This window comes from Citrobacter sp. Cpo142 (assembly GCF_030332425.1).
GTDB lineage: Bacteria > Pseudomonadota > Gammaproteobacteria > Enterobacterales > Enterobacteriaceae > Citrobacter > Citrobacter portucalensis.
The window spans coordinates 59,286-76,592 of the sequence record NZ_JAOWHW010000109.1 but is presented as its reverse complement, the minus strand read 5'-3'; the positions used below and the strand labels follow the sequence as shown (position 1 = coordinate 76,592).

Below are 17,307 nucleotides of genomic sequence, written 5' to 3'. Positions count from 1 at the left end.
AAATGCAAATTATTGCCAGGCTTATGCACTATTTTTACCTTTCACTTATGCATTATTTTCACCCGCTATTAACACATCCTTCACTAATAACATTTTGTATATAGATAAGAATTTTTTCTTATTTTGTCCCAACCGTAAGTTATGGGAGCGTAAAAAGCACAAACCAAAAACTACAGGGATTTCATACAATGATGGCAAAGAAAACGTACCGCGCTAAAAAAACACTGCTGGCATTCGGCGTGCTGCTGGCCTCAGGACTTACCGTCTCGCAGGCTCAGGCTGACCAACTGGCCGATATCAAAGCCGCAGGCGTTGTAAAAGTCGCGACATTTGACGCGAATCCTCCGTTTGGCTCCGTCGATGCCAAAACCCATAAGATTGTCGGCTACGACGTTGATTTTGCCGAAGCGCTGGCCAAATCCCTTGGTGTAAAACTGGAACTGGTCGCGACCAATCCGGCAAACCGCATTCCGTTATTACAATCCGGTAAAGCCGATTTAATCGTCGCGGATATCACGATTACACCTGAACGGGCGCAGGTAATAGATTTCTCCGTCCCCTATTTTGTTACCGGCCAGCAGTTCCTTGTGCCGGCAAAATCTCCGGACAAGCTTGATGAATACAGCAAGGCACGCATCGGCGCGGTAAAAGGCACTACTGGTGAACAGGCACTGCATCAGCGCTTCCCGCAGTCGCGCGTGGTGGCCTACGACGACATCCCGCTGGCGTTAACCGCGCTACGCAACGGCAATGTTCAGGCCATTACCCAGGACAGTACGATTCTGGCCGGTTTATTAGGTGCTGCGCCGGATAAAGCCGATTTCAAAATTCTGCCGGACCTGCTGAGCAAAGAAGAGATCGGCGTGGGGGTGAAAAAAGGTGAGCCAGCGTTGTTAAAAGCCGTCAACGATGAACTTTTGAAGCTGGAATATACCGGGCAGGCGGCCAAAATTTATGATGTCTGGTTTGGTCCTGAAACCAAAAATCCGCAACCCCGCGCCTTTAAAATAGAAGTCAAGTAATATGCTCTCAGCCCTTTTTCATCGCTCCGCAGCTTCGGCTGCGGATTTTACCCATTTGCGCCAGGCGAGCGTCGAACTGCGCAATGTGATTAAACAGTATGACGCTCATTCTGTCCTTAACGGCGTTAGTTTGGCGGTTGAACCCGGTGAAGTGGTGACCATTCTGGGGCCTTCCGGCTCAGGAAAGTCCACTCTTATACGTCTTATCAACCAGCTTGAGTCGCTCAGCGGTGGCGAAATCTTCATTGATGGTAAACCGATTAGCCAGTTGCGTGGGGCGGCGTTACGCCAGCTACGTAGCCGTATCGGTTTCGTATTTCAGCAATTCAATCTTTATTCGCACCTGACTGCGCTGCAGAACATCGCGCTGGCGCTGGAATATGTTCACGGCTGGAACAAGACGGAAGCGGAACGTCGGGCACTCGAGTTACTGGAAAAGGTAGGACTGGCGGAAAAAGCCAACGCCTATGCCGCGCAGTTGTCCGGAGGGCAGCAGCAGCGCGTGGCCATCGCCCGCGCACTGGCTTCATCACCGCAAATTATTCTGTTTGATGAGCCCACTTCCGCGCTGGATCCGGAAATGATCGGCGAGGTACTGCAGGTGATGAAAAATTTGGCCCACAGCGGTATCACCATGATCGTCGTGACCCACGAAATGCATTTTGCCCGCGAGATTGCCGATCGGGTGGTTTTCATCGATGGTGGCGATATTCTTGAAGTGGCCCCGCCGGAGGATTTTTTCGTCCGACCACAGCACCCAAGAACCCAGCGTTTCCTGAAAAAAGTGCTCGACCCGTTACACCAGGAGTCATCATCATAATGCATGCAATGGACTGGCAGGGAGTGCTGAGCGGGCAACCCCTGCAATGGATAATTTCCGGTTTTCTCACCACGCTCTGGGTGACGCTGGCAGGTATCGTGCTCGCCACGCTCATTGCCATCTCACTGCTCGGCCTGCGCCTGACGGGCAATCGTCTCGCTAAAGCGATGGTCGGGGTGTGGGTCTCGGTGTTTCGTAATACACCTTTACTGGTGCAACTGATGTTCTGGTATTTTGCCGCCTGGAACTGGCTACCCCGTGACGTCATTAGCTTTATCAATGCCGATCATCCATGGTCAATTTTGCCGGGTGATGTCTGGTGGTTAACACCGGAGTTTATCTGTTCAGCATGGGGGCTTGGCGTATTTACCTCAGCATTTTTGGTTGAAGAGATCGCCTCTGGTTTACAGGCTGTTTCTGCCGGACAACGCGAGGCTGCCGTGGCGCAGGGGTTTTCATCCTGGGCGATATTTCGTCACATTCTGCTGCCTCAGGGACTGGCAAACGCCTGGCAACCGATTGTTGGGCAATATCTCAACCTGATGAAGCTTTCCTCGCTTGCCAGCGGTATTGGATTTGCTGAGCTCACCTACCAGGTACGGCAAATTGAGAGCTACAACGCGCACGCGCTGGAAGCCTTTGCCGTTGGCACCGCACTCTATCTGTTTACCGGCATCGTTCTGGGTATGCTGCTTACCCGTCTTGGCCCTCAGTCTGCGTCGGGTAAATCGTCAAAGATAAGAATGCGCATCTTCAGCGTCAGGAGCATACTGCATGATCGCTAATGTTTCGGTCATTACCGACAATCTTGACTATCTCCTGTGGGGACGTGTAGCTGAGGGGCAACCCGGCGGCGTCCTGCTCACTTTGCTGATGGCTATCGGTGCGGCTTTGCTGGCGCTGCCTGGCGGGATCGTTCTTGCCTGTTGTGCCTGGCGATTTCCGGGCGCGGTTCGCAACGGATTGTTTATCTGGGCGGAATTTATTCGCGGCATTCCGCTCATCTTTGTGATTTTCTGGATGTGGTATTTGCTACCCATGCTGACCGGAAGCGATCTGCCCGGTGCCGTTACCGTGACACTGGCGCTGGCATGGTTCACCGCCGCCTCGGTGATGCACTCGGTGTATGCTGGAATTAGCGCACTGCCTGGCGGGCAATATGAAGCGGCAGTTGTTCAGGGTTTTCGCCCGGATCAGGCCCTGTGGCTTATCTTGCTGCCGCAGGTGCTGCGTAACGTACTGCCGTCGCTGACAGGGATTTTTATTGGGCTACTGAAGGACACGTCACTGGCGTTTATTGTTAACGTGCCGGAACTCACGACGGTTGCCGGTCAGGTTAACAGCCGGGTGCAGATCTACCCCGCTGCCATTTTTATCTTTACCGGGCTGGTCTATTACCTGCTGTGCTTTAGCCTTGAAAAAATCACCCAGCGCCGATTCGCACTAAAATGACCTCTCGGCTCAACATTCCACGAACTGATGGTCTTCGTTGAGCCGATATTTCACGCCCGCCCGAATGTTATTTTCCCCTTCAACGGCAAGCGCAAAACGCATTCTTTTGCCATCGTGATAAGCCAGCGCCGCACATCCGCCGGGACCAAGAATTATCGAGTCGACAGCACCGGTACTGGCAACAACGGCGTTCTCTCCGCTGGCAATAATGTGGATATTGTCCGCGCAGTTAGCGATTTTCGCCTCTGCGCCAAAACAGGCCAGCTGGGTTAAATCACCGCTACTGGCAATCCGGTTTCGCTCGCCGAGCGAACTGATACGTACGCGCATGCCGGTACTGGCAATACGCGTTCCGTCGCCCACGCTGCTGATACGCGCCGAGTTTCCCGCAATCGCTATTCGCCCGCGATCGCCTGAACTGCCGATATGCGTGTTATAACCTACACTGCCAATCCGTGCGCTGTAACCGGCACAGGCGATCTGCGCAGCATACCCGGCGCTGGCAATTTTAACGTTGTCACCCGCACTGCTAAACCGGGCATAATCTTCCGCACTCGCCAACGGACGGCTGGTTTCCCCCGCGGCTTGCTCACAGGAAATATTCCCCATTGCGTCAATATCCTGCTGAGCAAAACTCGCCTCTTCCCGCCATTTTGACCAGCCGTATTCCACCAGGCTATTTGCCCAATCGGTATACCCTTCCCGCTGGAGCGCGCGATGAACATCGGCATAGCTTCCTCCTGCAGGAAACGCGCGTAGAAACCAGCGGTACATGACGGGCCCAACACGCCAGGCCCGTAAGTCACTTCGCGTAATCATCATCGCTTAATGCCGGTGGTAGCCATCCACCATACACTTAAAGGTTTCGCCCGGCGTGCGACCCGTAGTGCAGAGATAAAGATGCCCAAAAATGAAAAACAGACTGACTATTGCCAGCGCAAAGTGCGCCTGAAGTAGCCAATAACGCACCCCGGGGAACAGATCGCCGACGGCCGTCGGGTAAAGCGATAACAATCCAGTGATCAGTAGCAGTGGCAACAAACCATACATCACGCCAACATAGGCCGCCTGCTGTAACGGATTAAACTTAGAGCGAGGTGAGGCCGGAAATGGGTGTGACTCGCCCTGCATAATGCCAAACAGGTAAAAACGAGTTTGTCTTTGCGCGCGTGCGATCCAGCCCTGACGTTGAATAATATAGTGATGTCCGTTGCCGCCAATCAGGTTGATCAGCACAAAACCAATCCAGCAGGCAAGTAGCAAAAAGCCACAAACCTCATGAACGGTAAGCAGGCTTTTCATTACCGGTGCGCTGACGGCAGAGAAGTGATTGACCAGGCCACTGACCAAAAGTAGCAGAAACAGCAGCGCATTCGACCAGTGCCACAAACGAACAGCCTTCGAATATAAATAGACCTTCTCACCGTGCCCTGCCGACGCTTTATGTGCCGCCCGAAAGCGCAGCATGGCGTGAAGCGCCAGCACCAGCCACATTCCCACCAGCATTAACCCGGCAACGACTAACCACACAGGCCAGTAGTCCGGTGAAAACAGGGGAACATACTGTGCAAGCTGGGCGTGAAACTGTTCGGCATTCTGCGACGCGTTCATACATTTTCCTTTTTAATCAAATGTTGACCGAACCGACGATACAGATGGGGTTTCCCGGCGCCTGCAAGTTGATATTCGTAATACTTGTTTTCTCGCAACCAGGTCTGAATTTCCGGGCTATCTTCACGACCGAAAATCAGCGCATGTTCCGGGCAAGCGTTAACACAGATCGGAGGGAAACCTTTCGCCAGCCGAGATTCTGCACAGAAGTCGCATTTATCAGCCACTTTGGTTTGCGGGTTTAGATAGCGAACCTGATAAGGACACGCACCAATACAGTAACTGCAGCCAATACAGGAAGACGTATCTACTCGCACAATACCGTTCTCATCTCGCCAAGAGGCACCGGTCGGACACACCTCAATACAAGGCGCATCATCACAATGCTGGCAGGACTGACGGAAGTAGTGATACAGCGTTTCGTTGTCGTTGTCCGAGACTGGAATATGCGCTATCGACAAACGGCTGCCCTGGGCAGGAACATGGTTGGTTTTCCTGCAAGCCCGGGCGCAGATATTACATCCGTTACACAGTGATTCATCGTGAATCATGACGTAACGAACGGCTTTAGGGCTCCAGGTACTCGCTAACAGATTTTGACCTGGACCGGTGAAAAAAATCACCGTCCCCATGCCAATGACAAATTTTCGTCGGGTGAAGGACATCGGGTTATCCTCTAATACTGTGACAGTGGTCGTCCACACGTTCCATGACATCAACCTGAATAATTCAGGGGTTCTGATACTGCTCAACCTCAAGCCATTCACACAGGCCGTACGCTTTGCCATAACTCATAAAACGTTCGCTAAACAGATAAGGCTCCGCATTTGACGATTCCACAGTACGTATATCCGCGTAATCGGGATGCGTTTCCATGGCCGTGAGCGCCGCTGTAATCTGTTGAGACTCAAAGCTGTACGGCGGTTGCGTCAACATGGCGACCTTATAGGGGCGAGGATACGTTCGACAGTCGAAGCGTACCGCCTCGGCAATCGCACGGCAGATGTCGTTTTCCACCACCTGCACGCACATGTCGGCGTAGTTTGCCGTCATGGTTTGCGTTGAGTAGAAATAGACATCTTCCGCCCCCTGCACACGGTTGATATCCGCGTTATTCGCGTCCTGGCACAGCACATCCAGCAGCGCGGAGAGGTCGGCTTCAGGGACCGAATAAGGTGGCTGCAGAAACACGCTGCGCGCTACCAGGTGCCCCGATGCCGAATGCTGGCGGATAAAATCTGCCACAATCGACTCCGGGCTGGCGGCTTCCTGAACCTGCGGCGCAGTCACCTGCTCGACCGGCGGGTGAAACGCCTGTAGCCAGTGTCTCTTTTGGCTATCAACCTCGTCAGGAATCGCCTCAACGGGTGCCTGAACGTTGCTCACGTTAGTCATCTCGCGTTCCTTACGCTGGCAACAGATCCTGCGCAGCCAAATCGGCTGCCACATCTTCAAGTCCGAGTCGGTTCAGGGTTTCGCGCGTTGGGCAACCCAACTCGGGATCCCAGCCCATTTCCTGATAGAACATCGTCAGTGACTGACGCATATCCTCCCTGTCCATCTTGTCGGTGCCTTCGGTGAAGACCGGAATTTTCGGATCTTTATCAAACACCCAGGAGCAGATAAGATCGTGTTCATTACGCATATCTTTGGTTTGCATCAGTTTGACCGTATAGGCACGATGCAGGGTAAAGATGCGTTCAGCGGCCAGGTCCAGACTCGCCTGCGTGGTTTCATCACCAGTGACTGCCTGGAAGAATTTCGCTTCCAGATCCAAATCTCCGCGATAGTTGCGGCTCTTGAGTGGTGAAACCGTCATTGGCCAAACCCAATTACACAGCGTAACCGCGTTATGCAGGCAGACTTTCAGCAGCGTCCATTTGGCATATTTGATCTTGGCGGCATTGATCGGGGTGTAATTCTTGGTCTCGTCGTAGGCGTCCTGCGACCCAAATAACTCGCCCGCCACTTCGCGCTGTAATTTCAGCGGCAAACCGGAACCGATGAAGTTGATATGGGTGTGCGCCATACAGTCACGGTTAAACATACAGTTGGTGATCGCCCCCACCTGCGCCGAGGCTTCGTTTGCATGGTGGACCGGAAAACCAAACGGCGACCACAGTTTATTTTTGGCATAACCCCAGTACTCTTCGCCCAAACCCCAGCGTTCAGCAATGGCATACGAACCGTCTGCAAGATGACTGAGTTCCCCCACGCGATGCGCCAGTCGATAGTAAAAATCTTTGATAAAGTTAGGATCGCCCGCCTCCAGTTGATCCCAACGGATCTCCGCGTACTCTTCGGCTGGCAGCACGCGTTTAAAGACACCTTTCGAATAGCAGTAGGTAAAGTCACGGTGCAGCTGGCCGTAGTTACACCAGATACCGTAATCGTCAAACAGGTTCAGTCCGATCAGGTTCCCTACGACTCGCCCATCGTCTTTATCGTCAAAATCTTTCGGGCCATTGGGGAAAATGGTGGTGTGAACAAAGTTCGCCACGCAGGTGTTGCCGCCGGTACTCGGCACGCCAAAATCCTTCACCCGCGGGACATTGAGCTGCGACATACAACGAATAGGGCATGAATGGCAGCCGCTCATTTTGACCGTGTATTTTTCTGCGGCTGGACCCAGATCGAACACCGATTTATAGGTACGGAAACCCACCGTATTTTGGTTGCCCGGCGGGATTTCACCGGTTTCGATTGGCCCCCCTTCTGCCGCCCCCCAGAAAAGTCCCTTACGGGCTGTCCAGCGCGAGTTTGGCGAAGAGTATTCTGCCCAGGCCTGCGGGGTGCTTGGCACAACGTGGTTGTTGTTGGCGCCGATAAGCTCGGTCATCATGTAGTCATTGAGACGCTTCATCTCTTTACGATCGGCAATGTTGACCCCTTTGGTCCCTTCTACCGCAATGGCCTTCAGGTTTTTCGAGCCCATCACCGCACCAGTACCGGCGCCGCCACTATGGTTGCGGCTGTTGATCATGCAGGACAGTGGCACCAGATTCTCACCCGCCTGCCCAATAGCGGCGACGCAGGTTTCCGGGCTGGTAATCCGGCAAATCTCTTCGGTTGTGGCGCGAGTCCCCTTGCCCCACAAGAAATCGGCTTTTTCGATGCTGACTTTATCGTCTTTGATGTTGATCCAGACCGGTGATGCGGACTTGCCTTCAATAATAATGGCGTCGTAACCGGCGAATTTCATTTGTGCAGCAAAGAAACCGCCCATATGGGCATCTACGACTAAGTTACCTTTGGTAAACGTCGATAAGGAGGTGATATTGACGCGGGAGCTACAGGGAGCGCCAGACCCCGTTAATGGTCCGGTGGCAAAAACTAGCTTATTCCCTTCATCAAAAGGCATGGTGCCTGGCGGGACTTCGTCGTACATAATTTTATAACCAAAGCCCATCCCACCGACAAATTTTTTAAATTTACTGGAATCTTCAAGGGTGATATTACCCGTGGTGAGATTGACCCGTAAAATATTACCTGTCCAACCATTAGCCATCATGTTTTCCTTTGCAAGAAGGTTTAATAGATATACCCGCCATTCTTCAGGCAGCTTTTTTATCCAAAACTGCAGTATTTTTGGCAATTAATGGCGCGAATCAGGTATGCCTGTTATCTATCAAACAGTAATATCTTTCCACTCGATAATTTTTAATGCCCCAGTCGGACAAGCATTGGCGCATTCCCCGCATAACACACATTTTGAGGACTTTTTCGTTTCGGTATTTACGGTCGCCATCATCCACGGGCAGGCTGTGGTACACGCGCTACAGCCAATACAGCGTTTGTGGTCCACCGCAATACAACCGTCTTCCTGTTTCCAGGTAATTGCACCAATTGGGCAGACCTTCATGCACTGCGGATCTTTGCATTGCCGGCAGGTATCAGCGGTATAGTTTAAATCGCCATACAGCCCACCACCGGACCCGACGCCATCATCGCCAAAGAAGAAATTGCGATGGATTTTTATCCGGGAAAAGAAGGTCCCTACGGCACCATCGTTATAATTGGTACAGGATATTTCACAGCGGTGACAGCCCGTACAGCGGGCTCGCTGGGTCACCAGAACCCCTTTCGGCGTATTGATAAGCCCCACGGTCCCACTATCGACATCTTCCTGCTTACAACCAAATAGGGATAACAGCGCGGGGGCAATCGTTAATCCCGCCAGTCCTTTCCCTGATATCCGCAGGAATTCTAGTCGCGTTAAACCACAATCTAAAAATGGACGATCAACCTGGTTCATTTATTTCGCATCCTCTTCGCAAATGCTGTGGTAGCAACACATCCAGGCTAATTTAAACCAGCGCAGCTCAAGCCATATCGGGCGGTTAATGTTGCCAACAACACGTAAATTTTTGCCCTAACCTGATCGCGTAAATGACGGTGGTTAAACTGAATAAATCTAATCCTTTAGGGTTAGGCGCAGAAATAATGTGGTTATTCAGCATGCATAGCCTTGATCGTCATCAATTAAAAAACGGAAGGGATATAATTAATGCGGAGTGAGATTTATTATCATTAAGAAATGGAGTGTAATAGCAGCCCATTTAAATTACAAATATTTGTGAAACCTCTCACAAATATAATACTGCACGATCATCGGTATATAAATAAATATATATCGATTTATAATTCTCTACAAGAATTTATTAACGAAGATAAATTATATAGATTGATAGATTAACGTATCGAGAATAAGAGGACGGCAAAAAATTTCTGCGGTCCTCTTTTTATGAATTAACCGGCCAATGCTTTAATTACGGTCTCAATAGCCTGTTTTTCTAACTCACTGCGCTTCACGCGCTGGTTAGCAAGGGTGGTTCTCAGTACTCCCGCAATGACGATATGCTTAGGTTCTTGTCCCAGATCGCGCATTTCCAGCACTACTTTACCGACTACTCTGCACATTTCACGGTACAACTCGTCGTCTTTCGTCTGATTTCCCATTTTTGCCCGCTCGTCATTAACTCAAACCAACAGCATATATCACTCTGAGGATTTAGACAAAATTCAATGAAAATCAAAGAAATGTCATCATTCTACTGAACTCGCTGAAGTCGATTAACAAGCTCAGCAAGACTTCCTGCCTGCATTTTTTCCATCACCCGCGCCCGGTGCACTTCAACCGTACGCACGGCAATATTCATGGCATCAGCAATTTCCCGATTCATTAATCCTTTTGCAACCAGATGCGCCAGTTCCCGTTCTTTTGGCGTTAGTTGTTGATAGCAGCAGATGATCTCTTGTCGCGAGAACGCCGCTGCCGAGACCTGCAAGGCATGTTCTAATGCTGCCTGCAGCGGCACGGCTGACACCGGTTTTTGCAAAAAATCGACCGCGCCACGTTTCATTTGTTCAACCGCCATCGGTACATCGCCATGCCCGGTGAGAAAGACCACCGCCAGCGTGCTTGCTTTCTGACGCATGATTTCATGCACAGCGTGCCCATCCAGTACCGGCATACGCATATCCAGCAGTAGTACGCCCACCTGGTGCAGATTTGCCTCGGCGAGGAATTTCTCGCCTTGCTCCCAGCAAGACACCTCATATCCCAGACTTTCCAATAAAAACGCACAGGCCTGGGTGACGGCAATGTCGTCATCCAGCAGATGAATTATCGCCACTACGGCCTCCTTCCTGATTTGGTTTAAAATACAATGTCACTCTCGCCCCCGCTTTGCCGTCCGGAGCCTGCTGATTGTTGATCTCAATATCCCCGTTTGCGTAGCGCACCAATCGCTGACAAATGGCCAGTCCTAGTCCCATACCTTCTTTGCGGGTGGTCATAAACGGCTGAAACGCCTGATACAACTGAGCCTCGTCAATGCCTCCGGCATTATCCTGCACCTGAATACGCACGCCACCATCCTTGTGCAGGGCGCTAAACCATACTGTCGTAGCGCCTGCCTGGGCGGCATTAAGTACCAGATTAGCCAGCACCTGCTCAAGAAGAACGCTTGGCAGCATCAACGTTAACGCCTTACTAACCTGCGTGTGCAGCGTTATCGCCGGGAATTGCTGGGGCATGCGCAGTAATTGCCAGACGTGATGGATAGCATCGTGAACGTTGATGGCTTGCCAGTCATCGGTGAGTACCGGATTGCCCTGTGCCTGGCTGACCCACTGCCGGAGATTGCGCAGCGTATCGGCTCCCCGTTGTGCCTGGGTGTCTATGTGCTCAAGCGCGGGCAACAACGGATGCTGCTCATCCTGACCACGCAGGCGAATCAGACAGCCTTGGGCATAATGGCGGATAGCCGACAACGGCTGATTGAGCTCATGGGCAAAACCGGAGGTCATCTCCCCCAGCACACTCATTTGGCGGGCAGTCTCCAGCGCCTGTTCCTGTTTGTGCAACAACACGTTGTTCCGCTCCAGCTGCCTGCCACGTCGGCGAACCAACAGCATTACCCAGATGTAATTGAGCGTAAGCAACAGCAATATGATGACCACGCCCCCCATTGCCAGTCGGTGTTGAATAAACCAGCTTTTGACATCCAGCCACAGCTGACGCTGCTGCGGATGCTGGCGGACGTCGCGCAGCAACGCTTCTACTTCACGGGTCGAGGCGGGCGCGCCCCAGCGAAACGCCGCGTTTTGCGGTGCATTGAACAGTACCCGCGTGACGCGATCGGCCAGCTCGTCACTCACTGCAGGTAGTGCGGCAAATGACCAGTCCGGATAGAGCGGCGTACTGGTTAAACAGGGAATTGAAGTCGGATGGTTCAACACGGTCATAAAATCGGTTTTACGGATGAGGCCTTCTTCATCCATTTTTTCCAGCAGGCACACCGGCACGATCACCGCCTGCACGGCTTTTTCACGTAATAAATAGAGTAAGGCATCGGCGGGAAATCCGGTGAACGTCAGACGCAAATCGCGCTCCGGGCGCAGACCGGCATCACTGAGCGCTTTATATCCCAGCAAATAGCCACCAAACGCCTGAGCATCAATGGCGCCAACCGTTTTGCCGATCAGATCGTGTGCGGAGGTTATCCCGCTGTCGCGCCTGACGAGAATGGCGCTGCCAATCACATTACTGGTGGCTTTCCCGCCACGGGTGGAGCGTAACGACGCCAGCCAGCGTAGCGCTGAGCGGCTGTTAAGCTGGACAAACTGCGCCGGATTGGTGACAACAAAGTGTACCGTTCCACGATTCACTGCCTCCTGCATCTGTCGCAGGTCCAGCGGTTGAATATGAAACTGCTCACCGGTGATTTGCTGATTCAACAAGGTTTCCAGCGGCTGCCAGTGATTACGAGTAGAAACCTCCCCGCGCATCGCCAAAACGCCAATGTTCCATGTCTGCGCTCTGACCGCGCCGCTTAGCACCCACAGCGACGCCAGTACCGTCAGACATCTTACTACGTTGCGTCCCACTCAATTGTCCCTGTCAATTATGTTGTTTTAGATCAACAACAAGCCGGGTATGTGGTTAACCACAATAGAGTATACCCCGTCACGATTTTTACACTGTAAATCATTGAGATTCTTTATTCATCACACGCAAATCAACGGCGTGACCAATGTTTCGTTGTTGCATCGTGACGGGAGAAAATATGGACAGCAGTAAACGGCAGTTTCTCCAGCAACTGGGCGTCCTGACCGCTGGCGCATCACTGGTTCCGCTGGCTCAGGCGCAATTTCCCTTTTCGCCTGAACGCCACGAAGGCTCACAACAGCATCGCTACGCCATGCTGGTTGACCTGCGACGCTGTATCGGCTGCCAGGCCTGTACCGTCAGTTGCGCCATTGAAAACCAGACGCCACAGGGCGAATTTCGTACCCTCGTCAACCAGTATCAAGTACAGATTGAAGGCCAGCAAAGCGTTACCAACGTCCTGCTGCCGCGACTGTGCAACCATTGTGATAATCCCCCTTGCGTGCCCGTTTGCCCGGTACAAGCCACTTTCCAACGAGAAGACGGCATTGTGGTGGTCGACAACACACGCTGCGTGGGCTGCGCCTATTGCGTGCAGGCCTGCCCTTATGATGCGCGATTCATCAACCATGAAACGCAAACCGCCGATAAATGTACCTTTTGCGTTCACCGCCTAGAAGCGGGGCTGCTCCCGGCCTGTGTGGAATCCTGCGTCGGCGGCGCGCGCATCATTGGCGATATTAAAGATCCGCACAGCCGCATTTCACAAATGCTGCATGAACACCATGACGCCATCAAAGTCCTGAAGCCGGAAAGCGGTACGTCTCCTCACGTGTTCTATCTGGGACTGGATGAGGCGTTTGTCACCCCATTGATGGGACGAGCTCAACCCGCTCTCTGGCAGGAGGTTTAAATGAACCATTCACTGATTATCGACGAGGTTCTGGCCCATCCCCAGGACGTAAGCTGGTTACCCTGGGCCGTACAATATTTCTTTTTCATCGGCATTGCCGCCTGCGCCGCGCTGTTCGCATGCGTTCTCCACTGGCGCAAAAAAGAAACGGCAAACCAGGAGAATCTGACGCTGTTAATCGCCCTGACCTGTGCGATTACCGCGCCGCTGGCGCTGACCGCTGATCTACACCAAACCGCCCGCGTCTGGCACTTCTATGCGTATCCGACACCATGGTCCTGGATGCCGTGGGGCGCGCTGTTTTTACCGCTGTTTACCGGTTTTTTAGGTCTGTGGTTTCTGGCGCAGCATGTGAAACGACTAACGCTAAAAAGTTACAGCGTCACAAAATGGTTAGCACTTGGTAGCGCGCTGTCCGCCATCGGATTGCTGGTTTACACCGGCCGTGAAGTGTCGGTGGTACAGGCGCGTCCCATTTGGTTCAGTTACGCCTTTCCGGTTGCGATGTTCCTCAGCGCGCTGCAAACATTTCTTGCCCTGCTTATTGCCACGACAAATAGCAAGGACGCACTACCGCGTAAGCTAGCGTGGGGGCAAATGGTCACGTTGATCGCGCTGGCTATCGTGGTGGTGATCTGGGCGAGTGGTAATACGCTTTCCGGTTCGGCTATCCGTCAGTGGCTGGATGTTGCCTCTTCAGCACAACACTACGCTATCGGTTGGGTTGCGCTATGGCTTGTTTCGCTTGCTCTTTGCGGGTTGGTTGTACGTTACCCCTTGTCGCTACCGCTGCGCATATTACTCGCTTTTAGCGCTATGGCGCTGTGCTGGCTAATGCGCTGGACGTTACTCATCCAGGTGCAGACCGTACCGAAATTTAACGCGCAGTTTAATCCCTATACCCTGCCCGGCGGCACCGATGGCTGGCTGGCTATTATGGGTACCTTCGGCCTGTGGATAGCACTGATTATTATTGTTCGTGAAGCCCTGAACGCGATCGCAAGGAGAATGCAACATGGCTAATTTAACCCGTCGTCAGTGGCTTAAAGTGGGCCTTGCCGTAGGTGGCATTGTGACTTTTGGCCTGAGTTATCGGGATGTGGCAAAGCGCGCAATAGACGGTTTGTTGGACGGAACCTCGGGCAAAATTACCCGTGACCGCATTTTTACCAACGCGCTCATCCCCGAAGCCAACGCCCGGCCTCACTGGCAGCAAAACCCGCAGCAGGTGGTCTCGATGACGCAGTGCTTTGGTTGCTGGACGCAGTGTGGTGTACGGGTTCGCGTTGACACTGAGCAAGGCAAAGTGCTGCGCATTGCGGGCAACCCTTATCATCCGTTGTCGCACGAGCACCATATAGACGCCTCTGTCCCCTTTACCACGGCATTGGAACAGCTGGCCGGGGAGTCAGGTCTTGACGCACGTTCTACCGCCTGCGCCCGTGGCGCAACCTTACTCGAAGGTCTGTACAGCCCGCTACGTATACTGGAGCCCATGAAGCGCGTCGGTAAACGCGGTGAAGGAAAATGGCAGCGCATCAGCTTCGAACAGCTGATCAAAGAGGTGGTGGAAGGTGGCGATTTGTTTGGTGAAGGCCACGTTGATGGTCTAAGAGCCATCCACGATCCCACTACACCGCTTGATGCGAAACATCCCGGCTTTGGCCCAAAATCTAATCAACTGCTGGTCACCAATACCAGCGATGAAGGACGTGATACCTTTTTACGTCGCTTCGCGCTGAACAGTTTCGGCAGTAAAAACTTCGGTGCTCATGGCGCTTACTGCGGCCTGGCCTATCGGGCCGGTTCCGGCGCGTTAATGGGCGATCTGGATAAAAATACCCACGTGAAACCCGACTGGGATAACGTCGAATTCGCGCTGTTTATGGGTACCTCTCCGGCGCAATCCGGCAACCCGTTTAAGCGCCAGGCCCGCCAGCTGGCTAGCGCCCGTTTACGTGACGACTTCCGCTATGTTGTGGTGGCGCCAGCCCTGCCATTAACCACGGTGCTGGCTGACGATCGCGGCCACTGGCAACCCGTACGACCGGGAAGCGACTCCGCGCTGGCTATGGGGATGATAAGCTGGATTATCGATAAACAACGCTATAACGCTGATTATCTCGCCATTCCCGGCGCACAGGCCATGCAGCAGGCAGGAGAAAAAAGCTGGACTAACGCTACGCATCTGGTGATTACCGATGAAATTCCAACGCTTGCCGGACAGCACCTGACCCTCGCCCATCTGAGTGCAAACGCCGCCCAGGAGCCAGTGGTCGTCAACGAGGCAGGTGAGATTGTCGCCGCCAGCAGTTGCCCGCGTGCGCAGCTGTTTGTTACCCGCAAGGTGACGCTGGCTGACGGGCAGACGGTAACGGTAAAAAGCAGCTTCCAGTGTCTGCGTGAGTCCGCAGAGAAACTGTCGCTAACGCAGTACAGCCAGCAGTGTGGGGTGTCAGAAGCAGACATTGGCGCTCTGGCCGACGCATTCACCCGCCACGGGCGTAAAGCGGCGGTGATCACGCACGGCGGTATGATGGCAGGTAATGGATTTTATAACGCCTGGTCGGTGATGATGCTCAATGCGCTTATTGGTAACCTCAGCCTTGAAGGCGGCGTGTTTGTTGGTGGCGGCAAATTCAATGGTGCCACCGACGGTCCGCGCTACAACATGGACAGCTTCGCCGGGAAGGTAAAACCGAAAGGGTTAAGCATCGCGCGCAGTAAAACCGCTTATGAGTCTTCCGAAGAGTACCGCAATAAGGTCGCAGCCGGACAATCCCCCTTCCCGGCTAAAGCCCCCTGGTATCCGTTTGTCGCCGGTCAGCTTACCGAACTCCTCGTCTCGGCACTTGAAGGTTACCCTTATCCGCTGAAAGCCTGGATCTCCAACATGACCAACCCGTTTTACGGCATTGCGGGATTACGCGGCGTGGCGGAAGAAAAGCTCAAGGATCCTGCTCGCTTGCCGCTGTTTATTGCCATTGACGCCTTTATGAACGAAACCACGGCGCTGGCAGATTACATCGTGCCGGATACCCACAACTTCGAAAGCTGGGGATTCAGCGCTCCGTGGGCGGGGGTGGCCAGCAAAGCCACCACCGCGCGTTGGCCAGTTGTCAGATCGGCGACCAGCCTCACGGCTGACGGTCAACCGGCCTCAATGGAGTCTTTCTATATCGCAGTGGCAAAACGCATCGGGCTACCCGGTTTCGGCGACAATGCGATTACCGACCCGCAAGGTAATCACTATCCGTTGAATCGTGCGGAAGATTACTACCTGCGCCTCGCCGCCAATATTGCGTTTATGGGCAAAGCCCCGGTTGCAGAGGCACAGCCGGAAGACATTGCGCTGACCGGAGTCCAGCGGATCATGCCTGTGATGACCCAAACGCTGAAAGCCGATGAAATCAGCCGAGTGGCGTTTATCTACTCCCGCGGCGGACGCTTTGCGCCAGACAACAGTGGGCGAGTTGATAACCGCGTCGGCAATGCGTGGGAAAAACCGCTCCAAATCTGGAATGCGAACGTCGCCGCGCACCGCCATGCGATTACCGGCGAGCGCTACAGCGGCTGCCCGGCCTGGTATCCATCACGTCTGTCAGATGGACGTGCAATTGAGGAGTTGTTCCCGGAACAAGAGTGGCCGTTGAAACTGATTTCCTTCAAATCCAATACCATGTCCAGCGCCACGGCGGTGATCCCACGCCTTCATCATCTGAAGCCGGTTAATCTGGTGGCGCTCAATCCACAGGATGGTCAGCGGTATGGCTTAGCACACGGCGATATCGTGCGTATCACTACCCCAGGCGGTCAGGCGCAAGCGCAGATAAGCCTTCTGCATGGCGTCATGCCAGGTGTCATCGCCATTGAACATGGTTACGGACATAAAGAAATGGGCGCGGCACGGCATACCCTCGACGGTGAGCCGATGGCGTTTGATGAGCAGATTAAGTCGGGGATTAATCTCAACGAGTTGGGTTTTGCGGACCCAACCCGACAGGTAGCCAATACCTGGCTTGACTGGGTGTCGGGTGCGTCGGTGCGCCAGGGGTTGCCAGCGAGAATTGAGCGAGTGTAGCTCTGGCGCCGCATG

The 17,307-nt window shown here is 53.3% G+C and carries 16 protein-coding genes; 7 read left to right on the top strand and 9 right to left on the bottom strand.

What is annotated here, in order from left to right:
- Positions 1-188: 188 nt before the first annotated feature.
- Genes OGY18_RS07060 through OGY18_RS07045 form a run of 4 tightly spaced genes read left to right on the top strand, consistent with a single transcriptional unit; the run spans position 189 to position 3,294 of the window.
- Complete coding sequence (locus tag OGY18_RS07060) at positions 189-1,022, top strand: ABC transporter substrate-binding protein (protein WP_148362040.1); 834 nt, start codon at positions 189-191, stop codon at positions 1,020-1,022.
- 1 nt (position 1,023) lies between these two features.
- On the top strand, positions 1,024-1,842 hold the full coding sequence (locus OGY18_RS07055) for an amino acid ABC transporter ATP-binding protein (protein WP_003832690.1): 819 nt from the start codon (positions 1,024-1,026) through the stop codon (positions 1,840-1,842).
- Positions 1,842-2,627 carry an amino acid ABC transporter permease gene (locus tag OGY18_RS07050; protein ID WP_174770324.1) on the top strand — a complete coding sequence of 262 codons (786 nt, stop codon included), beginning with the start codon at positions 1,842-1,844 and terminating at the stop codon, positions 2,625-2,627. The genes OGY18_RS07055 and OGY18_RS07050 overlap by 1 nt, the downstream gene beginning before the upstream one ends.
- A complete protein-coding gene (locus tag OGY18_RS07045) occupies positions 2,617-3,294 on the top strand; it encodes an amino acid ABC transporter permease (RefSeq protein WP_003832686.1) in 678 nt (225 codons plus the stop codon). The genes OGY18_RS07050 and OGY18_RS07045 overlap by 11 nt, the downstream gene beginning before the upstream one ends.
- A gap of 9 nt (positions 3,295-3,303) precedes the next feature.
- Here the strand turns inward: OGY18_RS07045 and ydhT are convergent, their stop codons facing one another.
- From ydhT to ttrS, 9 genes are all read right to left on the bottom strand, one after another.
- Positions 3,304-4,068, bottom strand: coding sequence for a protein YdhT (ydhT, locus tag OGY18_RS07040; protein WP_502873478.1), 765 nt, complete (start codon positions 4,066-4,068; stop codon positions 3,304-3,306).
- 51 nt (positions 4,069-4,119) lie between these two features.
- Positions 4,120-4,905 (bottom strand): thiosulfate reductase cytochrome B subunit, encoded by a 786-nt coding sequence (gene phsC, locus OGY18_RS07035; RefSeq protein ID WP_003832682.1) that lies wholly within the window; start codon positions 4,903-4,905, stop codon positions 4,120-4,122.
- Positions 4,902-5,570, bottom strand: coding sequence for a 4Fe-4S dicluster domain-containing protein (locus OGY18_RS07030; RefSeq protein ID WP_286552380.1), 669 nt, complete (start codon positions 5,568-5,570; stop codon positions 4,902-4,904). The genes phsC and OGY18_RS07030 overlap by 4 nt, the downstream gene beginning before the upstream one ends.
- Before the next feature lie 64 nt (positions 5,571-5,634).
- A complete protein-coding gene (locus OGY18_RS07025; protein ID WP_286547155.1) occupies positions 5,635-6,300 on the bottom strand; it encodes a YdhW family putative oxidoreductase system protein in 666 nt (221 codons plus the stop codon).
- 10 nt (positions 6,301-6,310) lie between these two features.
- Positions 6,311-8,413 carry an aldehyde ferredoxin oxidoreductase gene (locus tag OGY18_RS07020; protein WP_286547441.1) on the bottom strand — a complete coding sequence of 701 codons (2,103 nt, stop codon included), beginning with the start codon at positions 8,411-8,413 and terminating at the stop codon, positions 6,311-6,313.
- 120 nt (positions 8,414-8,533) lie between these two features.
- The gene (locus OGY18_RS07015; RefSeq protein ID WP_003029338.1) at positions 8,534-9,160 is read right to left on the bottom strand and encodes a ferredoxin-like protein; all 627 of its coding nucleotides are present in this window, start codon (positions 9,158-9,160) and stop codon (positions 8,534-8,536) included.
- Between the two features lie 494 nt (positions 9,161-9,654).
- Positions 9,655-9,864 (bottom strand): fumarate hydratase FumD, encoded by a 210-nt coding sequence (gene fumD, locus OGY18_RS07010; protein WP_003029345.1) that lies wholly within the window; start codon positions 9,862-9,864, stop codon positions 9,655-9,657.
- 92 nt (positions 9,865-9,956) lie between these two features.
- On the bottom strand, positions 9,957-10,541 hold the full coding sequence (ttrR, locus tag OGY18_RS07005; RefSeq protein ID WP_003836549.1) for a tetrathionate respiration response regulator TtrR: 585 nt from the start codon (positions 10,539-10,541) through the stop codon (positions 9,957-9,959).
- Positions 10,516-12,297: a tetrathionate respiration histidine kinase TtrS gene (gene ttrS / locus OGY18_RS07000; protein ID WP_286552378.1), complete on the bottom strand. Its 1,782-nt coding sequence runs from the start codon at positions 12,295-12,297 to the stop codon at positions 10,516-10,518. Before ttrS ends, ttrR begins: the two co-directional genes overlap by 26 nt.
- A gap of 179 nt (positions 12,298-12,476) precedes the next feature.
- On the opposite strand from ttrS, the gene ttrB reads away from it, so the two are divergent.
- Genes ttrB through ttrA form a run of 3 tightly spaced genes read left to right on the top strand, consistent with a single transcriptional unit; the run spans position 12,477 to position 17,292 of the window.
- On the top strand, positions 12,477-13,211 hold the full coding sequence (gene ttrB / locus OGY18_RS06995; RefSeq protein WP_020996438.1) for a tetrathionate reductase subunit TtrB: 735 nt from the start codon (positions 12,477-12,479) through the stop codon (positions 13,209-13,211).
- Positions 13,212-14,234, top strand: coding sequence for a tetrathionate reductase subunit TtrC (ttrC, locus tag OGY18_RS06990; RefSeq protein WP_286552377.1), 1,023 nt, complete (start codon positions 13,212-13,214; stop codon positions 14,232-14,234). It begins immediately after the preceding gene.
- Positions 14,227-17,292, top strand: coding sequence for a tetrathionate reductase subunit TtrA (gene ttrA, locus OGY18_RS06985; protein ID WP_286552376.1), 3,066 nt, complete (start codon positions 14,227-14,229; stop codon positions 17,290-17,292). The genes ttrC and ttrA overlap by 8 nt, the downstream gene beginning before the upstream one ends.
- Positions 17,293-17,307 lie beyond the last annotated feature (15 nt).